The sequence below is a fragment of the Staphylococcus roterodami genome, from assembly GCA_022493055.1.
Taxonomy (GTDB): domain Bacteria; phylum Bacillota; class Bacilli; order Staphylococcales; family Staphylococcaceae; genus Staphylococcus; species Staphylococcus singaporensis.
Genome location: CP092781.1, coordinates 1,376,014 through 1,400,347, shown reverse-complemented (window position 1 = coordinate 1,400,347; position 24,334 = coordinate 1,376,014). Strand labels below are relative to the sequence as shown.

Genomic DNA, 24,334 nt, shown 5'->3' with positions numbered 1-24,334 from the left:
ATATTATCCTGGTTTTAATTTGGAAAAAATAATTTTAAACTAGAAAATGTCAATTCATAGTGAAATATCGTGCGCTATTCTGCAGAAATTGATATGATTAACTACACATATATGAAAAGTCCATAATTAAGGAAGTGATAAAATGGATGATAAGCGACTTACATCTTCATCCAATGATGTTCAGAGCGAATCCGAACAGCAGAATAAACAGAATCAACAAATTCCAAAGAAACAAGTTCACTTAAAACGTTGGCATTTTATATCCATTATTATTGCAACAATTTTAATTACAGCTGTTATAACGGTATTTGCTTATATTTTTATTAATCAAAAAATAAGTGGTTTAAGTCAAACAGAACAAGAAAATTTAAACAAAATTGAATATGCTTATAAAACTTTGAATAAAGATTATTATAAAAAGCAAGATTCTGATAAGCTAACGAAAGCAGCCATTGATGGTATGGTTAAAGAACTTAAAGATCCTTACTCAGAATATTTAACACAAGAACAAACGAAATCCTTTAATGAAGGCGTATCAGGTGATTTTGTAGGTATCGGTGCGGAAATGCAAAAGAAAAATGATCAAATTATGGTTACAAGTCCTATGAAAGGTTCTCCAGCAGAACGTGCAGGTATACGTCCGAAAGATGTTATTACTAAAGTTAATGGTAAATCAATTAAAGGAAAAGCGCTCGATGAAGTTGTCAAAGAAGTGAGAGGTAAAGAAAACACTGAAGTAACTTTAACTGTTCAACGCGGTAGTGAAGAAAAAGATGTAAAAATTAAACGTGAAAAAATTCATGTAAAAAGTGTTGAATATCAGAAAAAAGGTGACGTTGGTGTTATCACAATCAATAAATTCCAAAATGATACTTCAGGTGAATTAAAAGATGCAGTGCTTAAAGCACATAAAGATGGATTAAGAAAAATTGTCTTAGATTTAAGAAATAATCCAGGTGGTTTATTAGATGAAGCTGTTAAAATGTCTAATATTTTTATAGATAAAGGTAAAACTGTAGTTAAACTTGAAAAAGGTAATGACACAGAATCAATTAAAACATCAAATGATGCTTTAAAAGAAGCAAAAGATATGGATGTTTCCATTCTAGTGAATGAAGGTTCAGCAAGTGCGTCTGAAGTGTTTACTGGTGCGTTAAAAGATTATCATAAGGCAAAGGTATATGGTTCTAAGACATTTGGAAAAGGCATTGTTCAAACTACACGTGAGTTTGATGATGGCTCATTATTAAAATATACAGAGATGAAATGGTTAACTCCTGATGGTCATTATATTCACGGTAAAGGTATTAAGCCAGATGTAGCTATAAATACACCAAAATATCAATCATTAAATGTTATTCCAAGTTCTAAAACATTTAAATTAGGCGATGACGATAAAAATGTTAAAACAATAAAAATTGGATTATCTGCATTAGGATATAATGTAGACAACGAATCTTCTAAATTTGATACTACTTTAGAAAATCAAGTTAAAGCGTTCCAACAAGATAATAAACTTGAAGTGAACGGTGAATTTAATAAAGAAACAAATAATAAATTTACAGAATTATTAGTTGAAAAAGCTAATAAACATGATGATGTTCTAGACAAATTACTTAAACTTCTTAAGTAATTTATGATCGAAATTTATAGCTAAAGAGCGATAACACGCTTCCAAAAATGTTCTTCATTACATATTTTGGAAGTGTGTTTTTTTATGAAAAGAAGAGGCTGGGACATAAATCCCTAAAAAACAGCAGTAAGATAATTTTCAATTAGAAAATATCTTACTGCTGTTCTCTATTTATACAATACTTCGTATTGAATGGCTTCGCTTTCCTAGGGTGCCGTCTCAGCCTCGGTCTTCGACTGGCACTGCTCCCTCAGGAGTCTCGCCATTAATACTACGTATTAACATTTGATTTTACTTTTAAATACTTTAAAAAAATAAGACACTTTGCCCAACTTGCACATAAATGTAAAATTCAATAATTTGAATTTTCTGTGTTGGGTCCCTTCGTATAATTTAATAAATACCAATAAACTAAATTAACGAGGTGCCTTATGTATAAAAATTATAACATGACTCAACTTACACTACCAATAGAAACTTCTGTTAGAATTCCTCAAAATGATATTTCGCGATATGTTAATGAAATTGTTGAAACGATACCTGATAGTGAATTCGATGAATTCATACATCATCGTGGCGCAACATCCTATCATCCAAAAATGATGTTAAAAATTATCTTATATGCATATACTCAATTTGTATTTTCAGGTCGTAGAATAGAAAAATTACTTCATGACAGTATTCGAATGATGTGGTTAGCTCAAAATCAAACACCTTCTTATAAAACTATTAATCGTTTTAGAGTGAATCCTAATACTGATGCGTTAATTGAATCTTTATTTATTCAGTTCCATAGTCAATGTTTAAAGCAAAATCTTATTGATGATAATTCAATTTTTATTGATGGTACAAAAGTAGAAGCTAATGCCAATAGGTATACATCTGTGTGGAAGAAAAGTATTCAAAATCACGAATTGAAATTGAACGAAAATTCAAAAGCATTATATGGTGACTTAGTTGAAGAAAAAATAATACCAGAGATTAAAGAAGATGGAGATAGTGATTTAACAATAGAAGAAATTGATTTAGTTGGTAGTCATTTAGATAAAGAAATCGAAGATTTAAATCATTCTATTGAGAACGAAGATAGTACTCAAATTAGAAAACAGACTCGTAAGAAAAAACGAAATTAAGAAATTCAAAAAGAAATTTGATGGTTATTCTGAAAGAAAACGTAAATATGAAGAGCAAAAATCTATAGTCAAAGTAAAATTGATGTAGAGCCTGTTTTTGGATTTATGAAGACTATTTTGGTATTCACTCAAATGTCAGTTCGAGGAATAGATAAAGTTAAACGAGAGCTAGGTTTTGTATTAATGGCACTTAATATAAGGAAAATAGCAGCTCAACGAACTGTACATTATAAAATACATATCAAAAAAGCTGATTTCTATCAAATAATTAATAGAAATCAGCTTTTTTACATTGCCTAAGAACTTAATGTCTCAAGCTCCAGAAAAGGTTCTACCATTGTCACAAAAAATGCATCTCTACGTGCTAGAATAAATATTGGTCAGCCAACCAAAATAATCAACACGAGGAGATGCTATTTAATGTCATCTGACACAAACAGTTTAGCACATACAAAATGGAATTGTAAGTATCATATTGTTTTTGCACCTAAATACAGAAGACAAGTGATATATGGAAAAATAAAAAAAGATATAGGGATTATATTGCGTCAATTATGTGAAAGAAAAGGTTTAGAGATAATTGAAGCAGAGGCATGTAAAGATCATATCCATATGTTAGTTAGTATACCACCCAAACTTGGAGTATCATCATTTGTTGGCTATTTAAAAGGAAAAAGTAGCTTAATGATATTTGATAGACATGCTAATTTAAAGTATAGATATGGAAATAGAAAATTTTGGTTAAAGGATTTTATGTGGATACAGTAGGTAGAAATAAAAAAGTGATTGAAAATTATATTCGTAATCAATTACAAGAGGATATCGTTGCAGACCAAATCTCAATGGAAGAATATTTAGATCCCTTCACTGAAGAGAAAAATAGAAAAAGAGTAACCCTTTAGGGTTGCTGGAATAGTAGTGCAGTTGGCTGACTTTTCAGTGCCCTTTTAGGGCTGGCCAGTAAGGAAGGCTTATAGCCGTAGAACAAACCACTCGTTCACACGGGTGGTTTTGATTAAAAAAATCAAATAGGTTAAAAAACGTTTTCATCAGGTGTTTGATACATAAATGCCTGTTCTATGCTCTTTCCTGGTATGTTTATACTTTATATTCTACTCTAATGTTGACGTTGGATAACAAAAGATATAAATTAGACGTTTAGTATTAATAAAAGTCGATAGAACTTTTAAGAATCTATGTTAATTAAGGTAATTAATTCAAATAACATAAACATAAAGGATAGATGATTTCATGACTATTAACTACCTTATTATTAGTATATGATACTTTTATCGGCTACTATTATCCCAATGTTTTATAATTACTGTTTTTCGTGCACAATAAACGTTTAAAGTATCTCGATAGTGTGTATGAATAACATGTGCAATAAAACACATTTTAATTTTATAATAAGGAGTGACGTACATGATCCGTCTAGGTAAAATGACAGATTTAGATCAAATTTTAAATCTTGTAGAAGAAGCGAAAGAAATTATGAAAGAACACGACAACGAACAATGGGACGATCAGTACCCACTTATGGAACATTTCGAAGAAGACATTGCGAAAGACTATTTATATGTTTTAGAGGAAAATGACAAAATTTATGGCTTTATTGTTGTCGACCAAAATCAAGCAGAATGGTATGATGACATTGACTGGCCTGTAAATAGAGAAGGTGCTTTTGTAATACATCGCTTAACTGGATCTAAAGATTATAAAGGTGCAGCAACAGAATTATTTAATTATGTTATTGAAGTAGTGAAAGCGCGTGGAGCTGACGTTATTTTAACAGATACATTTGCATTAAATAAGCCAGCACAAGGATTATTTGCCAAGTTCGGTTTTCATAAAGTAGGAGAACAATTAATGGAATATCCTCCTTATGATAAAGGCGAACCTTTTTATGCATATTATAAAAATTTAAAAGAATAGAGGTAATATTAATGACGAAAATCGCGTTTACCGGTGGTGGTACAGTTGGACATGTTTCAGTAAATTTAAGTTTAATTCCGACTGCATTGTCCCAAGGTCATGAAGCGTTTTATATTGGTTCTAAAAATGGAATTGAAAGAGAAATGATTGAAACACAATTGCCAGAAATTACGTATTATCCTATTTCGAGTGGTAAATTAAGAAGATACATTTCATTAGAAAATGCAAAAGATGTATTTAAAGTATTGAAAGGTATTTTAGATGCTCGCAAAGTTTTGAAAAAGGAAAAACCAGATTTATTATTTTCAAAAGGTGGTTTTGTGTCAGTACCTGTTGTAATAGCAGCTAAATCTTTAAAAATACCAACAATTATCCATGAGTCTGACTTAACGCCTGGCTTAGCAAATAAGATTGCACTTAAATTTGCCAAGAAAATTTATACTACGTTTGAAGAAACATTAAATTACTTGCCAAAAGATAAAGCAGATTTTATAGGGGCTACAATTCGTGAAGATTTAAAAAGTGGTAGTGCCCACAAAGGTTACCAATTGACAGGTTTTAATAATAATAAAAAAGTCCTTCTCGTTATGGGTGGAAGTTTAGGTAGTAAAAAGCTAAATGAGATTATAAGAGAGAATTTAGACGCATTACTACAGCGATATCAAGTGATTCATTTAACTGGTAAAGGGTTAAAAGATGATCAACTAAAAAAATCTGGTTATATACAATATGAATTTGTAAAGGAAGACTTAACAGATTTATTAGCTATTGCCGATACAGTGATAAGTAGAGCGGGTTCAAATGCCATTTATGAATTTTTAACATTACGAATTCCTATGTTATTAGTGCCATTAGGTTTAGATCAATCACGTGGTGACCAAATTGATAATGCAAAACATTTTGCTGAAAAAGGTTATGCAAAGACAATTGAAGAAGATCAATTAACTGCGGTAAAATTAATGGAAGAATTAAATGTTATAGAAAAGGAAAGAACTCAAATCATAAATGATATGAAAGCTTATGAACAAAGTTATACGAAGGAAGCTTTATTTAATAAAATGATTAAAGATGCATTGAATTAATGGGAGGTAATGCTTTATGAGTCAATGGAAACGTATCTCTTTGCTCATCGTTTTTACTTTGGTTTTTGGAATCATTGCTTTTTTCCATGAATCAAGACTTGGGAAATGGATTGACAATGAAGTTTATGAATTTATTTATTCATCCGAGAGTTTCATAACGACATCTATTATGCTTGGTGCTACTAAAGTAGGTGAAGTATGGGCAATGTTATGTATTTCATTACTTCTTGTGGCGTATTTAATGTTAAAACGCCATAAAATTGAAGCATTATTTTTCGCATTAACAATGGCTTTATCAGGAGTTTTAAATCCAGTATTAAAAAATATATTTGATAGAGAAAGACCAACTTTATTACGTTTAATTGATATAACAGGGTTTAGTTTTCCAAGTGGACATGCGATGGGTTCAACAGCATATTTTGGAAGTGGTATTTATATTTTAAATCGCCTAGGACATGGTAATTCAAAAGGTATACTTATCGGATTATGTGCAGTGATGATTCTATTAATTTCAATATCCCGTGTTTATCTAGGTGTACATTATCCAACAGATATTATTGCTGGTATTATTGGTGGCGTATTTTGTATTATTTTATCAACGTTACTACTAAGAAATAAATTATTAAATTAAATATTTAAGAACATAACAAAAGCAGTAAACCTAAAGTGTCGTAAGGGTTTACTGCTTTTATAAAACGTTGTTATAACGTATATTGTCTTTTACGGGCATATAAAAGGGGAATATCTGAAAATGACCAATCCAACATGAACGAAACGTTGTGGGGGGGATGTTCTATGTGGTATTGATAATCATTTTCAACTACTATTATACATCAGTGAGAATCATTGTCAATTAGAAACTAAAACTTTTTTGAGAAATTTTTTATCAAATGCAAATAAAGTCCGATATCATGCAATTTTAAAGTATAAAAAATTTGAAAATAATTTTGGATTTCCACTTTCTAATGAAATTAGAAAAATAATTTACATCATTTTTAAATTTAAAGAATTAAACTGATGATTACTCACTTATAGATCTGATTATGTTTAAGTAATCCATATTATGTGAAAATAGAAATATTAATGTTGTAGCTTCGAAATTATTTTTACAACGCATTTTTATAACTGTCGCACTATATTTACTAGTGAGTCAGCAACTTCTTTTATTAAAAATAATCATTTTATGATAGGGTTAACCTTGAAATATAAAAATGTATTAAAATGTCAATGCTTAGTAGCTAAGTTAATAAATAATTAATGATTTAACTCTGAAAAATTCGAAACACGGTTATTGATTTGTGATAAAATTTAAATGTAAACAAACTAATTTGTAAAACAACTATTGTATGGAAAAATACAAAATTTAATATATATTACCTTATTAGAAAAAGTCGTAATATGAGGTGTACAAATGACGCAAATTTTAATAGTAGAAGATGAACAGAATTTAGCAAGATTTATCGAATTAGAACTCACACACGAAAATTACAATGTTGATACTGAATATGATGGACAAGACGGTTTAGATAAGGCGCTTAGTCATTACTATGATTTAATTATTTTAGATTTAATGCTACCGTCGATTAATGGTTTAGAAATTTGTCGGAAAATAAGACAACATCAATCTACACCAATCATAATTATTACAGCTAAAAGTGATACTTATGACAAAGTAGCCGGTCTTGATTATGGGGCAGATGACTATATTGTTAAACCTTTTGACATAGAAGAACTTTTAGCTAGAGTTCGCGCTATATTACGTCGACAACCACAAAAAGATATAATTGATGTTAATGGTATAACTATAGATAAAAATGCTTTTAAAGTTACTGTAAATGGTGCTGAAATTGATTTAACCAAAACGGAGTATGATTTATTATATTTACTTGCTGAAAATAAAAATCATGTTATGCAACGAGAACAAATTTTAAATCATGTTTGGGGTTATAACAGTGAAGTTGAAACAAATGTAGTAGATGTTTATATTAGATATTTACGTAATAAATTAAAGCCATATGATCGCGATAAAATGATTGAAACCGTACGTGGCGTAGGGTATGTGATACGATGACAAAACGAAAATTGCGCAATAACTGGATTATTGTCACAACGATGATTACTTTCGTTACCATTTTCTTATTCTGTTTGATTATAATATTTTTCTTGAAAGATACATTACATAATAGTGAACTTGATGATGCAGAGCGAAGTTCAAGCGATATCAACAATCTTTTTCATTCTAAGCCTGTTAAAGATATTTCTGCATTAGATTTGAACGCTTCATTAGGTAATTTTCAAGAAATTATAATATATGATGAACACAATAATAAACTATTTGAAACTTCAAATGATAATACAGTACGAGTGGAACCAGGCTATGAACATAGATATTTTGATCGTGTAATTAAAAAGCGTTATAAAGGTATAGATTATTTGATAATTAAAGAGCCTATTACGACTCAAGATTTTAAGGGTTACAGTTTATTAATTCACTCCCTTGAAAATTACGATAATATTGTTAAATCATTATATATTATTGCACTAGCATTCGGGGTCATTGCAACAATTATTACAGCGACAATTAGTTACGTTTTTTCAACGCAAATCACTAAACCACTTGTGAGCTTATCCAATAAAATGATTGAGATTAGACGCGATGGTTTTCAAAATAAGTTGCAATTAAACACAAATTATGAGGAAATTGATAATTTAGCAAACACATTTAACGAAATGATGAGTCAAATTGAAGAATCCTTTAATCAACAACGTCAATTTGTTGAAGATGCATCTCATGAATTAAGAACACCACTTCAAATCATTCAAGGACATTTAAACTTAATCCAACGTTGGGGCAAAAAAGACCCAGCAGTATTAGAGGAATCTTTAAATATTTCAATTGAAGAAATGAATCGTATTATCAAATTGGTAGAAGAATTGCTTGAACTCACAAAAGGTGATGTGAATGATATTTCATCAGAAACGCAAGTAGTGCATATTAATGATGAAATTCGCTCAAGAATTCATTCTTTGAAACAATTACATCCAGATTATCAGTTTGAAACAGATCTTACTTCTAAAAACCTTGAAATTAAAATGAAACCTCATCAATTTGAACAATTATTTTTAATATTTATTGATAATGCCATTAAATATGACGTTAAAAACAAAAAAATCAAAGTAAAAACAAGATTAAAGAATAAGCAGAAGATTATCGAAATAACGGATCATGGTATTGGTATTCCTAAAGAAGATCAAGATTTCATTTTTGATCGTTTTTATCGTGTTGATAAGTCTAGGTCTAGAAGTCAAGGTGGTAATGGATTAGGTTTATCAATTGCGCAAAAAATCATACAGTTAAATGGTGGTACTATAAAAATTAAAAGTGAAATCAATAAAGGAACAACATTTAAGATAATATTTTAAACGACTGTTCCATTGAGAAAAACATCACAAACTTTATCAATAAATACATCTATAACCCTAGAAGAATCAACGCTTTTGTTGATTCTTCTTTTTCATGGATAAATAGGTAAATCTACTTTAACAAATAACTAAATAGTGATATTATTACATTGTAAGCGTTTCAACATTTTTGTGGAGGGTGTAAAATGACTAACGAAAGAAAAGAAGTTTCAGAGGCTCCTGTAAACTTCGGCGCAAATTTAGGTCTCATGTTAGATCTATATGATGACTTTTTACAAGATCCATCATCGGTGCCGGAAGATTTGCAAGTCTTATTCAGTACAATTAAAAATGATGACACAATTGTACCTGCTTTGAAAGGTACAAGTAGTCAAAATAGTGATGGAACCATTAAACGTGTTATGCGTTTGATTGATAATATTCGCCAATATGGGCATCTTAAAGCCGATATTTATCCTGTAAATCCTCCGAAAAGGAAACATGTACCTAAATTAGAAATTGAAGATTTTGATTTAGATCAACAGACTTTAGAAGGTATTTCAGCAGGAATTGTTTCAGATCACTTTGCCGACATTTATGATAATGCTTATGAAGCAATTTTAAGAATGGAAAAACGTTACAAAGGACCAATCGCATTTGAATATACACATATTAATAATAATACTGAACGTGGTTGGTTAAAACGAAGAATTGAAACGCCATATAAAGTAACGTTAAATAATAACGAAAAAAGGGCACTTTTTAAAAAACTAGCATATGTTGAAGGTTTTGAAAAATATCTTCATAAAAATTTCGTTGGTGCAAAGCGCTTTTCAATTGAAGGGGTAGACGCGCTTGTTCCAATGTTACAACGAACAATCACGATTGCTGCTAAAGAAGGTATTAAAAATATACAAATAGGCATGGCTCACCGTGGACGTTTAAATGTCTTAACGCATGTTCTAGAAAAGCCTTACGAAATGATGATTTCAGAATTTATGCATACAGATCCAATGAAATTTTTACCTGAGGATGGTAGTTTGCAATTAACTGCTGGTTGGACTGGAGATGTAAAGTATCATTTAGGTGGTATAAAGACAACTGACTCTTATGGTACAACTCAACGAATCGCACTTGCTAACAATCCAAGCCACTTGGAAATTGTTGCACCGGTCGTAGAAGGTCGAACAAGAGCAGCTCAAGATGATACACACCGTGCTGGTGCACCGACTACTGATCATCATAAAGCGATGCCAATCATCATTCATGGTGATGCCGCGTATCCAGGACAAGGTATTAACTTTGAGACAATGAACTTAGGTAACTTGAAAGGTTATTCAACGGGCGGTTCATTGCATATCATTACGAACAATAGAATTGGTTTTACAACTGAACCAATTGATGCACGTTCAACAACGTATTCTACTGATGTGGCTAAAGGTTATGATGTACCTATTTTCCACGTCAATGCTGATGATGTAGAAGCTACAATTGAAGCTATTGACATTGCTATGGAATTTAGAAAAGAGTTCCATAAAGATGTAGTGATTGATTTAGTAGGTTACCGTCGTTATGGTCATAACGAAATGGATGAACCTTCAATTACGAATCCTGTTCCTTATCAGAATATTCGCAAACATGATTCTGTAGAATATGTGTTTGGTAAAAAGCTTGTTAATGAAGGTGTGATTTCAGAAGATGAAATGCATGCATTTATTGATCAAGTACAAAAGGAATTAAGACAAGCGCATGATAAGATTAATAAAGCTGATAAAATGGATAATCCAGATATGGAGAAACCGTCTGATCTTGCTTTACCTTTACAAGCTGATAAGCAATCATTTACGTTTGAGCATTTGAAAGAAATTAATGATGCTTTGTTAACATATCCTGAAGGATTTAACATTCTTAAGAAATTAAATAAAGTTCTTGAAAAACGTCATGAGCCTTTTAACAAAGAAGGTGGTCTTGTTGATTGGGCACAAGCAGAGCAACTTGCGTTTGCTACGATTTTACAAGACGGAACACCAATTCGTTTAACTGGTCAAGATAGTGAACGTGGTACATTTAGCCACAGACATGCTGTATTACATGATGAACAAACAGGTGATACGTATACACCTTTACACCATGTACCAGATCAAAAAGCGACTTTTGATATTCATAATTCACCATTATCAGAAGCTGCTGTCGTAGGTTTTGAATATGGATATAACGTAGAAAATAAAGAAAGTTTTAACATTTGGGAAGCACAATATGGTGACTTTGCTAATATGTCACAGATGATCTTTGACAACTTCTTATTCAGTTCACGTTCCAAATGGGGTGAACGATCTGGTTTAACATTATTCTTGCCACATGCTTACGAAGGACAAGGACCTGAACATTCATCAGCACGACTTGAAAGATTTTTACAGTTAGCAGCTGAGAATAATTGTACAGTCGTAAACTTATCAAGTTCAAGTAACTATTTCCATTTATTACGTGCGCAAGCGGCTAGTCTTGGGTCAGAACAAATGAGACCATTAGTTGTCATGTCACCTAAAAGCTTATTAAGAAATAAGACAGTCGCAAAACCAATTGATGAATTTACATCAGGTGGATTTAAGCCGATTTTAACGGAACCTCATCAAGCTGATAAAGTTACAAAAGTAATATTGGCAACTGGAAAAATGTTTATTGATTTAAAAGAATCTTTAGCTAAAAATCCTGATGAAACGGTTTTATTAGTAGCAATTGAAAGACTATATCCGTTCCCAGAAGAAGAAATTAGAGAATTATTAGAACAATTACCAAATCTTGAAGAAGTATCTTGGGTTCAAGAAGAACCTAAAAATCAAGGTGCATGGTTGTATGTTTATCCATATGTTAAAGTACTTGTATCAGATAAATATGATTTAAGTTACCATGGCAGAATTCAAAGAGCGGCACCAGCTGAAGGTGACGGCGAGATTCATAAACTTGTTCAAAGTAAAATTATAGAAAACGCATTAAAAAATAACTAGGGGGAAATAAGTCATGCCAGAGGTTAAAGTTCCAGAATTAGCAGAATCTATTACAGAAGGTACCATTGCAGAATGGTTAAAAAACGTTGGGGATAGCGTAGAAAAAGGTGAAGCTATTCTTGAATTAGAAACTGATAAAGTAAATGTCGAAGTAGTATCAGAAGAAGCAGGTGTATTATCCGAACAACTTGCAAGTGAAGGCGACACAGTAGAAGTTGGGCAAGCAATTGCTGTCATTGGCGAAGGCAGTGGAAATGCTTCCAATGAATCAGAGACAGACAAAGATAAAACTCCACAACAAAAAGAAGCAACAGTAAATAATCAAGATGAAAAAGTTACGGGCGATGATTCAATAGAATCAAAAACATCTGATGGAAATGAAAATCAACAACGTGTTAACGCTACGCCTTCTGCTCGTCGATATGCGCGTGAAAATGGTGTGAATTTAGCTGAAGTAAGTCCGAAAACAAATGATGTGCTTAGAAAAGAAGATATTGATAAGAAGCAACAGGAACCAGAACCGTCTTCACAAAAAGCACCTGCTAAAGAAGAGAAGAAATTCAATCAATATCCAACAAAACCAGTTATTCGCGAAAAAATGTCACGTAGAAAGAAAACAGCTGCTAAAAAATTATTGGAGGTATCTAATAATACAGCAATGTTAACGACATTTAACGAAGTTGATATGACTAATGTAATGGAATTACGTAAACGTAAGAAAGAACAGTTTATGAAAGATCATGATGGCACTAAATTAGGATTTATGTCATTCTTTACTAAAGCATCTGTTGCAGCTTTGAAAAAGTATCCAGAAGTTAATGCAGAAATTGATGGCGAAGATATGATTACAAAGCAGTATTACGACATTGGCGTAGCCGTATCTACAGATGATGGATTATTAGTACCATTTGTTAGAGACTGCGATAAAAAGAATTTTGCTGAAATTGAAGCAGAAATTGCGAATTTAGCAGTGAAAGCAAGAGAGAAAAAGCTTGGCTTAGATGATATGGTAAATGGTTCATTTACAATTACTAATGGTGGTATTTTCGGTTCAATGATGAGTACGCCAATTATCAACGGAAATCAAGCTGCAATTTTAGGTATGCACTCAATCATTACAAGACCAATTGCGATTGATCAAGATACAATTGAAAATCGTCCAATGATGTATATCGCATTAAGCTATGATCATAGAATTATTGACGGTAAAGAAGCAGTTGGTTTCTTAAAAACAATTAAAGAATTGATTGAAAATCCAGAAGACTTATTATTAGAATCATAAAATCATAATATTTAAAAGAACATAGCGGCAATTTTTCACAAGTCGTTATGTTCTTTTATTTTATTAAAACTACATATTGGATGATTGGCTTAATCATTTTAACTATAATAATATTATGTCAACTATGAACACAAATTTGTTCTTAAAGAGAAATACAATTTTCACATATTAATCTATAATCAAAATCAACTGACCGATATTCTATAATTTATGATTAAAATAAGTTATAATATATTCGTAAAGATAAAGATAGAGGTGGCTATAATGTGTGGACTTAGAAGCATTACATTAGGTACAACGAACATAGATCAAACTAAACATTTTATGGTTGACATATTAGGATTAAATTATGAAGAACTTCTTGAGAATTCAATTCGCTTTGGCGATGCTGATATTAGTCCAGGAACAAGACTTCAATTTATACAAGTTCCAAGTGAACAATTATCTGATACGCATTTTGTTGGTATCGGGTTACGCACACCAAGTGACTCAGGTTTAGAGGAGTATGCGGAAATATTATCGAGTAAGGATATTCCATTTACAACAGTTAAAGAATTAAATGGCAATAAATATTTCAGTCTCGAAGATAACAATGGTCATATTTTCTCAATATATTCAAACGAGAATAATTATGGCGTTGGTTTAGGTATGCCTTCTTTCGAAAGTACGGTCAATCCGTTACATCAAGTACAGGGTTTAGGTCCGGTTATTCTTAAAGTAAATCATGTGGATATTACAGCACAAATTTTAACGAATATATTCGGTCTTGAAGTATTTGCAGAATATCAACCATTCGATGATGCTGATTACCATGTTCAAGTTTTTAAAATTGGTGAAGGTGGATTAGGTGGCGAGATTCATTTAATGCCTACTGATAATGAAATTGAGATGCCAGAATATGGCGCAGTTGATCAAGTTGAATTCGAAACGAAAGATCAAGATTACTTTAACCAAGCGAAATTGCGTTTAGATGAAGTCGAAATTCCATACCAAACACTTGAACAAGATGACATAGAATCAATTAGAATTACCGAAAATAGTGGATTATCTTTTATATTCACTTTACAAAAATAATTATTTACGATAGTGAGGAAGAATTATATGTTACATGAAACTTGGAAAGATCATACACCTATTAAGAAAGTTGAAGTTATAAATACAGATGCAAAGAAATTTACAGTATCTGATATGTTAACTGTAGGTAAACAGTATGATGTTATCAATGAAACTGAAGAATATTATCAAATTATCGATAATTCAGGATTAGTTGGGGGCTATTATAAAACATATTTCAAAGAAGTATAAGGGTAACTACTGAAATAAATCCTAATATGAGATTTTCAACGGTTAAATTTGTTAAAATATAATCAATTCAAATTGCATGAATTGTATTTTATATCAGAATAGAATAGTAAACTAAGGCATTTGGATACATTTTCTGTGTCTTAGTTTTTTACTTTATTTAAAGGAGAATGTTTTAAAAATGTCACTTAAACACTATAAGAATTCAGATTCAACTGTTTTTAATGATGCGAAAGCATTATTTGATTTAAATAAAAATATTTTGCTTAAAGGTCCAACTGGTTCTGGGAAAACAAAGTTGGCAGAAACATTAAGTGAAGTTGTTAATACACCGATGCATCAAGTCAACTGTTCTGTAGATTTAGATACAGAAAGTTTATTAGGTTTTAAAACAATAAAAACAAATTCTCAAGGTCAACAAGAAATTGTCTTTGTTGATGGCCCAGTTATCAAAGCGATGAAAGAAGGGCATATTTTATATATAGATGAAATCAACATGGCAAAACCAGAAACATTACCTGTATTGAATGGTGTGCTAGACTACCGTCGACAAATTACAAATCCTTATACTGGTGAAGTCATTAAAGCTGTACCAGGGTTTAATGTTATAGCAGCAATCAATGAGGGATATGTTGGAACTTTACCTATGAATGAAGCCCTAAAAAATCGATTCGTCGTTATTCACGTTGACTATATTGACGGAGAGATTTTGAAAAATGTGATAAAAGAACAAAGTTTGTTGCAAGATGATAAACAAATTGAACAAATTATTAAATTTAATGAAGATTTACGTACAATGTCTAAGCAAGGACAAATTTCTGAGGAAGCCGCAAGTATACGTGCATTATTAGATTTATGCGACTTAATGACTGTTATGCCAGTTGAACGAGCAATAAAACGTACAATTATAGATAAATTAGAAGATGAACGTGAACAACAAGCAATTTACAACGCTGTAGAATTAAATTTTTAAAGAGGGATAAAATATGAGTGATCGTTTCATAAAATTTAACGACGAACAGTTAGACGCGAAACAAGTTATGATGTTGCAAGACTTAGCGCGACTCTTATTAAAAAATGAACAAACACAAGTTAAAATTCAAAAGTTCCCTTATTATAATCCAATTCAAAATGTGTTAATTACAAGTTGGTTTTGGTCACATCGTTCAAGCCATATTGAAATGGCTGGCTTAAAAACGGATGTGATGTTAGCAGCTTATGGGTATCAAATGATGGATGTTTCAATAGTTAATGAAGTAGCAAATGATGAAACATTTAGACATCCTAAATTTTATCAACAACTTTTTAAATTATTAGAAGATATGCGTGTATTTAATGCAATAAAAGAACAACGTCCAAGTACTGCTAAATCTATTGATCTTCGTTTAGCTACTCGCATAGCTTATACAGAATCTCAAATTAAAGTTTATCGTACTAAAACACAATATACAGATTTATTATTTCTTTATTTAGAACATGCATTTTTAAGTCAGAATTTCTTTGATATACCTTCGATACATCGAGACTTAGATGACATCTTAATGAATATGTTTTTGTATTTGCCTAACTTTTTCCAAAATCAAAGCTCTGAAGATAATATGTATCTAGCTCAGCGTATCATGTATCAAGTAGATGAAATCTTAAAAGAAGATATGTTGAACGAATATTATTACTTACCAAAAACATTATATGAAACATTAGCTGTTGAAGATTTTGAAGATTTGAAGAGAACAGATGCAAGCCAAGTAGATGGTCAGGATCAAACTTCAAAAGACGAGGACATTGAAAGCGAAAAAGCTGATTCGAAGTCCGCTGACAGTGAGTCTAAAGGTGGCGCTTATTTAGAAATGGAGCTTCATGAAGGGCAAAATAGTGAAACACTCGGTAATGATGAAGCAAGAGAAGGCGACGCTACTGATGACATGACGGATATGATGACTAAAAAAGGTAAAGGATCAAACGATACGCTTAACCGAGAAGAAGGCGATGCTGTAGGTCAAAGCCAAGCATTTCAACTTGATGGAGTTAACAAAAATGTAAAAATCAAATGGCAAATTCCTGAAATTGAACCTCAATATGTTCTAGAATATCAAGAATTAAAGCATGATGTTCAATACGAAATCAAAGATTTAATTCAAATCATTAAGAAAACAATCGAAAGAGAGCAACGTGATGCTCGTTATAATTTAACTAAAGGGCGTTTACAAAAAGATTTAATTAATTGGTTCATCGACGATCAATTTAAATTGTTCTATAAACAACAAGATTTAAGTAAATCATTTGATGCGACATTCACTTTACTTATTGATGCTTCGGCTAGTATGCATGACAAGATGGCTGAAACGATGAAAGGTGTTGTGTTATTTCACGAAACACTGAAAGATTTAAATATTAAACATGAAATTTTATCATTCAGTGAAGATGCATTTGATTCAGACGATCATGTTCAACCAAACATAATAAATGAAATCATTAATTATAATTATTCAACCTTTGAAAAAGATGGGCCGCGTATTATGGCATTAGAACCTCAAGATGACAACCGAGACGGTGTTGCGATTCGAATTGCTAGCGAAAGATTAATGCGTCGTAACCATCATCAACGATTTTTGATCGTCTTTTCAGATGGTGAACCGTCAGCATTTAATTATAGTCAAGATGGTATTATTGATACGTATGAAGCAGTAGAAATGTCACGTAAATTTGGTATTGAAGTATTTAATGTATTTTTAAGTCAAGATCCAATTACTGAAGATGTTGAGCAAACTATTCATAATATTTATGGGCAATATGCCATATTTGTTGAAGGTGTCGCTCATTTGCCTGGTCATTTATCGCCATTACTTAAAAAATTACTTCTTAAATCATTATAAATATACTTAAAACCTGAGTTTGTATGAAAAGTAAAATAGTTACCTTTAATAAATAGCTTAAATCTTATTGGAGATTTCTATTTTTTGAATCATAATCTGATTTAAATATTAAATTTGTTTTATTTCTGATATGTACAACACTTTTCATATAGACTCTTTATTATTTTTTGTGCTAAAATATTTACTTGTAAATTATTTCGTGTTTTCAAAAAAAGGAGTAACTCTATGAATAAAAATACATGGGTCATTGGGTTTACGCTTTTCGCTATGTTTTTTGGCGCAGGCAATCTGATTTTCCCACCTAATCTCGGACTAGATAGTGGTAAATTCTTTTGGCCTGCTATTTTAGCATTTGTTTTAACCGGAATTGGCTTACCATTATTAGGAGTGATTGTAGGCTCACTTGATAAAGAAGGTTATATTGGAGCGTTAAATAAAATATCGCCTAAATTTTCAATATTGTTCTTAGTTATTATATATTTGACTATAGGTCCACTTTTTGCAATACCGAGAACTGCATCAACTTCATTTGAAATGACTATTACACCAATTATACATAGTAACAGTAGTATTGCTTTATTTATTTTTACTATTATCTATTTTTTAGTAGTATTGTATATTTGTTTAAATCCATCAAAGTTAATCGATCGTATTGGTTCGCTACTAACACCACTATTATTAATTACTATTTTAGCGATGATTATAAAAGGCTTCGTAGACTTTAGTGGTAATAATGCTGGAAAGGGGAATGAAGCACTATATCATTCTAATTTTTCAAGTTTTGCTGAAGGTTTTACGCAAGGTTATTTAACGATGGATGCCATAGCTGCAATCGCATTTTCAATGATTGTTGTTAATGCAGTAAAACTAACAGGTATTACTAAAACGAACCAAATATTCAAGCAAACATTAATTGCTGGATTAATAGCAGCCGTGGCATTGATTTTCATCTATATTTCATTAGGTTTTATAGGCAATCATATGCCTGTAAATGATGCGACATTACAGGAATTAAATTCGAAAGATCGTAACATTGGAACTTACTTATTAACGACTATGGCCGCAACTGGCTTTGGATCCTTTGGTAAATATTTATTAGGTATAATTGTAGCATTAGCATGTCTTACGACAGCATGTGGTCTTATTGTTGCAGTTTCAGAATATTTCCATAGAATTATTCCAAAAGTATCGTATAAAGCATTTGTTATAATATTTATTTTAATGAGCTTTATCATTGCAAATCAAGGTTTGAATGCTGTCATATCAATGTCAATTCCGGTTTTAAGCATCGTCTATCCTGTTGCGATAACAGTGGTATTATTAATTTTAATTGCGAAATTTATACCAACAAAGCGCATTTCACAACAAATACCGGTTGCAATCGTTTTTATAATGTCAATTTTTAGTGTTATTAGTAAATTCGGTTGGATGAAAATTAATTTTATTGAGGCGTTGCCACTTAGGTCATATTCATTAGAATGGTTTCCGATAGCAATCATAGCCACGGTTTTAGGCTACATTATTGGGATATTTGTAAAACAAAACCCGATTAAATATCAACAAGAATAGTATAAAAGAGCTTGGGACATTAAGTTCTTAGGCAATGTAAAAAAGCTGATTTCTATTAATTATTTAATAGAAATCAGCTTTTTTCAAATGTATTTGATAATATACAGCTCGTTGAGCTACTATTTTCCTTATATTAAGTGCCATTAATACAAAACCTAGCTCTCGTTTAACTTTATTTATTTATCGAACTGACATTCGAGTGAAACCCAAAATAGCCTTCATAAATCCAAAAACAGGCTCTACATCAATTTTTCTTTGACTATAGATTTTTTTCGCTTCTGGTTCAGAAAGCTTTTGATTAATTTGGGCTTTAAAGTATTCTCAATTATAATTCTTCATGATTTTCTTATTGGATTTCGAATTTGACTTCATGCATTGTTGCCTCATTGAATTTTATATTTATGTGCAAGTTGGGCAAAGTGTCTTATTTTTTAAAGTATTTAAAAGTAAAATTACTTGTTAATACGTAGTATTAATGGCGAGACTCCTGAGGGAGCAGTGCCAGTCGAAGACAGGGGCCCCCAACACAGAAGCTGACATATAGTCAGCTTACAACAATGTGCCGGTTGGGTTGGCTGAGACGGCACCCTAGGAAGGGACCCGTCATCAAAAATTCTATTTATAGAATTTTACAATAATGTGCCAGACGGGCATAGCGAAGCCATTCAATACGAAGTATTGTATAAATATAGAACAGCAGTAAGATATTTTCTAATTGGAAGTTATCTTACTGCTGTTTTTTTAGGGATTTATGTCCCAAGCTCTTCCTTTTTATTTGTTAATTATGCATAATCTATGAATTATGATTCGGTCCTTTAATATTTACTAAATGTGATTTTAAATCTTCTTCTAATTGTTGTAATTCTTTTTCAGCTAATTGTCGTTCTTCGCGACCTTTTTGTTGAATTACTAGAGTTTCTTCAATTGTCTCAATAATATTGCTCTGTGTACGTTTTAACGTATCAAGATCAACGATGCCACGCTCATTTTCCGTTGCTGTTTCTATGGCATTTTGTTTAAGCATTTCAGCATTGGCTGTTAATAAGTCATTTGTTGTATCTGTAACAGCTCGTTGTGCTGCAACTGCATTTCGTTGTCTCATAAGTGTTAACGCAATGGCCATTTGGTTTTTCCATAAAGGAATACTTGTTAAAATAGAGCTTTGAATTTTTTCGGCAAGTGCTTGGTTAACATTTTGAATCATTCTAATTTGTGGCGCAGTCTGCAACGCGATTTGTCTTGAAAGTTGTAAATCGTAAATTCGTTTATCTAGTCTGTCTATAAATTGCTGCATATCTGCAACTTGTTGAATATCCATTTGGTTAGTTGACTGATGCGCTTGCTCTTGCAATTTTGGAAGGGTTTCAGTTTCCAATTGTAATTTTTTCTGTTGTGCTGCAATAATATGCAAGGATAGATCATCAAAATAATTCTTGTTTTTATCATATAATGTGTCTAATAACTCAATATCTCTTGTTAAATGACTTTGATGTTTCTGAAGTTGGATTGTTATACGATCCACTTGAGCACTGACAGATTGCATTCTTGAAAAAATTTCGTTGATAGAAGACTTGGCTCTGCTAAAGATTTTTTTAAACAGAGAAGTTTTCTCTGGATTTAACTCATTTGGATTAACTGATTTTAATTTTGACATGAGGTCTGATAGAGTATCCCCAATTGGACCTACATCTTTACTTTGTACTTCATCCAACATTTGATGTGAAAATTGAGACATTTGCTTTTGTAAATCAGAACCAAATGACAATAAGCCTTCATTGTCTTGAGGATTTATTTGTTTACTAATTGAATCTATATGCTTTTGTTGCTCTAATGTTATCTTTTGATTCTGAATGGTCGAATTTGTTATTTGCTTTTCATTTATAAAATCATCGAGTGGATGGCTTTCTTTGAAACTTTTCTTTTCAGTCATCAATCATCTCTCCAATAGTTGCTATTTTACATCAATCTTGATGATGCTTTTGATGTAACTTGTTTAATTGCATTTCAATATCTAAACGTTCATAATCATCTTCATTAAGACGTTTTAAATCAGCGATAAGTGTTCGTTTAACTTCATCCAAAGTAATTCGTGTCTGTTCTAATTTTTGTTGTTCATTGATTGATTTTTTAGGCATTTTAGCAAGACGAGTATACGCGTCAACTAAATTAAGTGCGTTATCAATATGAGAATAAAAAAAGCCTTCAACTTTATAAAATGATGCAGGTCTTTGTCTAACTGTTGTATAAATAGAACGTGAAATTTGGTATATATCATTAATTTGTCTAAAATCTTTAATTGATCTTATATTTACATAAGTTTTTAAAATTCCTCTAAGCTTCTGGTGTGTGTGGTTTAACTGATTTCGAATATAGCGATAATCTTTTCTAGTCAAACCAATTTCGTTTAAATATTTACGTGAAGTGAATTTTTGTATCGGTAGGTATGTCATTATAAAGCCAATAGCACCAATTGACATGTCTATTAAAAATGACACATCGAGCGCAATCATCCCCAATATGCTTGCTAAAAACGCTATAGGAATTCCCACTAACACCCCAAAAATATGCGAAATATTATATCTCACTGTCATCTTCCTTTATTTAGCATTTTATATTGTTCTAAAATCTGATAATGTTTGATTAAGTTCTAATTCTTCTACATGATGGCTTGTCACATCAGATGCTGGTGAGGCACCATCAATTACACTTTGAATAAATCTATCTATATCTTCTTCATCCCCTTGTGCATATATCTCTACATAATCATCAACATTTTGAACAGTTCCGACTATGTTATATTTCATTGCAATACGCTGAGTAAAATATCTAAATCCGACGCCTTGGACGCGCCCAAATACTTGCAAAAGTACATGTTTCATATTTACCACCTCATATTGTTATTATACGTAGTTTTACTTAAAAAAACTAATAATTACTATAGTACTATTAATGATTGTTTCGAGTCGTCAAACTTGATTTTCAGAGGCGAAAGGTTTAAAAATAAGTATATAGTTCTTGAAGTATGGAAGGGGTCTTTAATAATGTGGACAGTTACCAAAATTAGAGCCGATTATGAGGGATGGTGGTTATTCAGTGACTGGCCAGATAACATTGTTGAACAGTATGAATATCAAACTTTTGATGACATGCTTGCACACTATCAACAATTAATTAATCATTGCAAAGTTAAATTCGATAATTATGTCACAGGAAAATATAATATCTATGCATTTTATAATAATTGTGATATGAACTATTGCGAAGATTGTGAAGAGGATTTACAAATATTTTATAGTTTCATTGTTTTACAAAATAATGAAGTATATTATAAACTACCAATAATTGATTAAATGAATATTTTTTATTATTGTATTGCAATTTGGTAATAACTGCACTATAATACAAGTTAAGCAGATGATTATTCCATATTGCAAAGAATATTTGAGTGAAATTTGCATGTATTTTTTGTAATATGCGAATAAGCATATTGAATGAATTTTAGTCTTGGAGGTTTCAGATTATGAAACAAGGTACAGTTAAATGGTTTAACGCTGAAAAAGGATTCGGCTTTATCGAAGTTGAAGGAGAAAATGACGTATTCGTACATTTTTCAGCAATTAACCAAGATGGTTACAAATCTTTAGAAGAAGGTCAAGCTGTTGAGTTTGAAGTAGTTGAAGGCGACCGCGGTCCTCAAGCTGCAAACGTTGTTAAACTATAATTCTTAGATTATAATCATTGATTTTAACTAACACCTTACCAAGATGTAAGGTGTTTTTATATGCTTATTACTAATACTTAATGTTTTGAGTGCCAATATCAAATTGAGCACTCTTTTTTTACGTCATTAACATTGTTTGCAATAGAAAAATATGTTTATATAATATAATTATGGTGTACAACGATGAGGTGATTTTATGAAATATCTTATTCTTAGTTTAGTTGCTAATTTGTTGATATTCGGCATTTTATCGGCGATAGGATTAAATATTAATATTTTAGCAGCAATGATGCTTATACTGGTAATCCCAATGACAATATCAGGTATTTTGTTTTTTAAAACTAAGCTAGATAAGACATACATATTCTTTAACATTTTATTTATTGACTTTTATTATTATATTTACAATGTTCATTTAATGGATTTACCAAGATTTAATAGTTACATTAAAACTGAAATGATGGATTTAGAGGATATCGATATTTTAATAACAAGTAAAGATTTTGGTTTTGATGAAATAGTTTTCTTTACGTTATATTTATTGCTTATTTTTATCATCTTATATTATTTAAAGAAGCAAGTTAAGGGAAAAGCTTAATCATGAATATAATACGACTTTAAAATTGGTTGAAATACAAGTTATTGCTGAATTCTTATATCACATGATTGTTTAATATTAAATTTTCACTGTATAATCAAGGTCATAACAGAGGGGGGATTAGATGTATATACCCAAGTTCTTTCAAGTAGATGATTTTAAAGAAATTGAACAATTTATACAAAGTAACTCTTTTGGAATGATTGTAACTGAGGATCACGGCAAGCCATTAGCTACTCATTTACCATTAATTTTTCAGAAAAATGGTGATGATTATTATATTAGTGGACATATTGCCAAAGGAAATCCGCAATGGAAGACTTTAAACGGGAACGGCAATTTGTTGATTATATATCAAGGCGCACATGCTTATGTTTCATCATCATGGTATGAAAAGGAAAATGTACCAACTTGGAACTATCAGGCAATTCATTTGTATGGGGAAGCAACTTTATTGAACGAACAAGAAACGATTGATGATTTGAAAATGTTACTAGTAAAGTATGAACAAAATCGTGAAAATCCAGTTTTGTGGGATAATCTTGCAGAAAGTACGCAAATGCAGGCTAAGACAATCGTTGGATTTAAAGTTAAAATAAAAAAGATAGAGGCTGCATACAAAATGAGTCAAAATCGAAATGAACAAGATTACAACAATATTATTAAAAAACTCGAAAGTGAGCATAATTTAAGTAGCAATGCTGTAGCTGACGTAATGAAAGAAATTCATCCTTATTTATAATTCAACAATCATTTAATAATAACTAAACAAATCCCCAAGTCACAGTTTTTTCTGAGG

At 31.1% G+C, this 24,334-nt stretch carries 21 protein-coding genes and 3 pseudogenes; 20 read left to right on the top strand and 4 right to left on the bottom strand.

Translation table 11 applies throughout. The features are described from left to right. Positions 1-142: 142 nt before the first annotated feature. From ML436_06865 to brnQ, 16 genes and pseudogenes are all read left to right on the top strand, one after another. On the top strand, positions 143-1,633 hold the full coding sequence (locus ML436_06865) for a S41 family peptidase (protein ID UMT79438.1): 1,491 nt from the start codon (positions 143-145) through the stop codon (positions 1,631-1,633). A gap of 431 nt (positions 1,634-2,064) precedes the next feature. Then, positions 2,065-3,066: pseudogene (locus ML436_06860) on the top strand (transposase). A gap of 120 nt (positions 3,067-3,186) precedes the next feature. Continuing rightward, positions 3,187-3,668 (top strand): annotated as a pseudogene (gene tnpA, locus ML436_06855) (IS200/IS605 family transposase). A 523-nt stretch (positions 3,669-4,191) separates the two neighbouring features. Beyond that, the gene (locus ML436_06850; protein UMT79437.1) at positions 4,192-4,701 is read left to right on the top strand and encodes a GNAT family N-acetyltransferase; all 510 of its coding nucleotides are present in this window, start codon (positions 4,192-4,194) and stop codon (positions 4,699-4,701) included. Positions 4,702-4,712: 11 nt separating this feature from the next. Then, the gene (locus ML436_06845; GenBank protein ID UMT79436.1) at positions 4,713-5,783 is read left to right on the top strand and encodes an undecaprenyldiphospho-muramoylpentapeptide beta-N-acetylglucosaminyltransferase; all 1,071 of its coding nucleotides are present in this window, start codon (positions 4,713-4,715) and stop codon (positions 5,781-5,783) included. A gap of 16 nt (positions 5,784-5,799) precedes the next feature. Beyond that, a complete protein-coding gene (locus tag ML436_06840) occupies positions 5,800-6,414 on the top strand; it encodes a phosphatase PAP2 family protein (GenBank protein ID UMT79435.1) in 615 nt (204 codons plus the stop codon). Positions 6,415-6,585: 171 nt separating this feature from the next. Further along, a complete protein-coding gene (locus tag ML436_06835) occupies positions 6,586-6,801 on the top strand; it encodes a hypothetical protein (GenBank protein ID UMT79497.1) in 216 nt (71 codons plus the stop codon). Between the two features lie 393 nt (positions 6,802-7,194). Next, a complete protein-coding gene (gene arlR, locus ML436_06830; GenBank protein UMT79434.1) occupies positions 7,195-7,854 on the top strand; it encodes a response regulator transcription factor ArlR in 660 nt (219 codons plus the stop codon). Further along, entirely contained in the window at positions 7,851-9,206 is a 1,356-nt protein-coding gene (gene arlS / locus ML436_06825) for a sensor histidine kinase ArlS (GenBank protein ID UMT79433.1), read from the top strand. Before arlR ends, arlS begins: the two co-directional genes overlap by 4 nt. A 185-nt stretch (positions 9,207-9,391) precedes the next feature. After that, positions 9,392-12,190 carry a 2-oxoglutarate dehydrogenase E1 component gene (locus tag ML436_06820; protein ID UMT79432.1) on the top strand — a complete coding sequence of 933 codons (2,799 nt, stop codon included), beginning with the start codon at positions 9,392-9,394 and terminating at the stop codon, positions 12,188-12,190. Between the two features lie 13 nt (positions 12,191-12,203). Beyond that, on the top strand, positions 12,204-13,472 hold the full coding sequence (sucB, locus tag ML436_06815) for a dihydrolipoyllysine-residue succinyltransferase (protein ID UMT79431.1): 1,269 nt from the start codon (positions 12,204-12,206) through the stop codon (positions 13,470-13,472). Positions 13,473-13,736: 264 nt separating this feature from the next. Next, positions 13,737-14,546 carry a VOC family protein gene (locus ML436_06810; GenBank protein UMT79430.1) on the top strand — a complete coding sequence of 270 codons (810 nt, stop codon included), beginning with the start codon at positions 13,737-13,739 and terminating at the stop codon, positions 14,544-14,546. Between the two features lie 27 nt (positions 14,547-14,573). After that, positions 14,574-14,777, top strand: a complete 204-nt coding sequence (locus tag ML436_06805) for a DUF6501 family protein (protein UMT79429.1) — start codon at positions 14,574-14,576, stop codon at positions 14,775-14,777. A 178-nt stretch (positions 14,778-14,955) separates the two neighbouring features. After that, positions 14,956-15,747 (top strand): MoxR family ATPase, encoded by a 792-nt coding sequence (locus ML436_06800; protein ID UMT79428.1) that lies wholly within the window; start codon positions 14,956-14,958, stop codon positions 15,745-15,747. Between the two features lie 13 nt (positions 15,748-15,760). After that, complete coding sequence (locus tag ML436_06795) at positions 15,761-17,647, top strand: hypothetical protein (GenBank protein ID UMT79427.1); 1,887 nt, start codon at positions 15,761-15,763, stop codon at positions 17,645-17,647. Positions 17,648-17,872: 225 nt separating this feature from the next. After that, complete coding sequence (gene brnQ, locus ML436_06790) at positions 17,873-19,216, top strand: branched-chain amino acid transport system II carrier protein (protein ID UMT79426.1); 1,344 nt, start codon at positions 17,873-17,875, stop codon at positions 19,214-19,216. Here the strand turns inward: brnQ and ML436_06785 are convergent. The 4 genes and pseudogenes from ML436_06785 to ML436_06770 all read right to left on the bottom strand — a co-directional run bounded on the left by ML436_06785 (position 19,157) and on the right by ML436_06770 (position 22,095). Continuing rightward, positions 19,157-19,606 (bottom strand): annotated as a pseudogene (locus tag ML436_06785) (transposase). The gene brnQ and the pseudogene ML436_06785 sit on opposite strands and share 60 nt — an antisense overlap. Positions 19,607-20,009: 403 nt before the next feature. Next, positions 20,010-21,146 (bottom strand): toxic anion resistance protein, encoded by a 1,137-nt coding sequence (locus ML436_06780; protein ID UMT79425.1) that lies wholly within the window; start codon positions 21,144-21,146, stop codon positions 20,010-20,012. A gap of 31 nt (positions 21,147-21,177) precedes the next feature. Further along, entirely contained in the window at positions 21,178-21,807 is a 630-nt protein-coding gene (locus tag ML436_06775; GenBank protein UMT79424.1) for a 5-bromo-4-chloroindolyl phosphate hydrolysis family protein, read from the bottom strand. An 18-nt stretch (positions 21,808-21,825) separates the two neighbouring features. Continuing rightward, positions 21,826-22,095: an acylphosphatase gene (locus ML436_06770; protein ID UMT79423.1), complete on the bottom strand. Its 270-nt coding sequence runs from the start codon at positions 22,093-22,095 to the stop codon at positions 21,826-21,828. A gap of 162 nt (positions 22,096-22,257) precedes the next feature. Between ML436_06770 and msaA the strand changes: the two genes are divergently transcribed. From msaA to ML436_06750, 4 genes are all read left to right on the top strand, one after another. Then, positions 22,258-22,566, top strand: a complete 309-nt coding sequence (gene msaA / locus ML436_06765; GenBank protein UMT79422.1) for a regulatory protein MsaA — start codon at positions 22,258-22,260, stop codon at positions 22,564-22,566. A gap of 170 nt (positions 22,567-22,736) precedes the next feature. Beyond that, entirely contained in the window at positions 22,737-22,937 is a 201-nt protein-coding gene (gene cspA / locus ML436_06760; GenBank protein ID UMT79421.1) for a cold shock protein CspA, read from the top strand. A 196-nt stretch (positions 22,938-23,133) separates the two neighbouring features. Continuing rightward, positions 23,134-23,535 carry a sarA expression modulator MsaC gene (gene msaC / locus ML436_06755; GenBank protein UMT79420.1) on the top strand — a complete coding sequence of 134 codons (402 nt, stop codon included), beginning with the start codon at positions 23,134-23,136 and terminating at the stop codon, positions 23,533-23,535. Between the two features lie 124 nt (positions 23,536-23,659). Then, on the top strand, positions 23,660-24,277 hold the full coding sequence (locus tag ML436_06750) for an FMN-binding negative transcriptional regulator (protein ID UMT79419.1): 618 nt from the start codon (positions 23,660-23,662) through the stop codon (positions 24,275-24,277). The last annotated feature ends 57 nt before the right edge of the window (positions 24,278-24,334 follow it).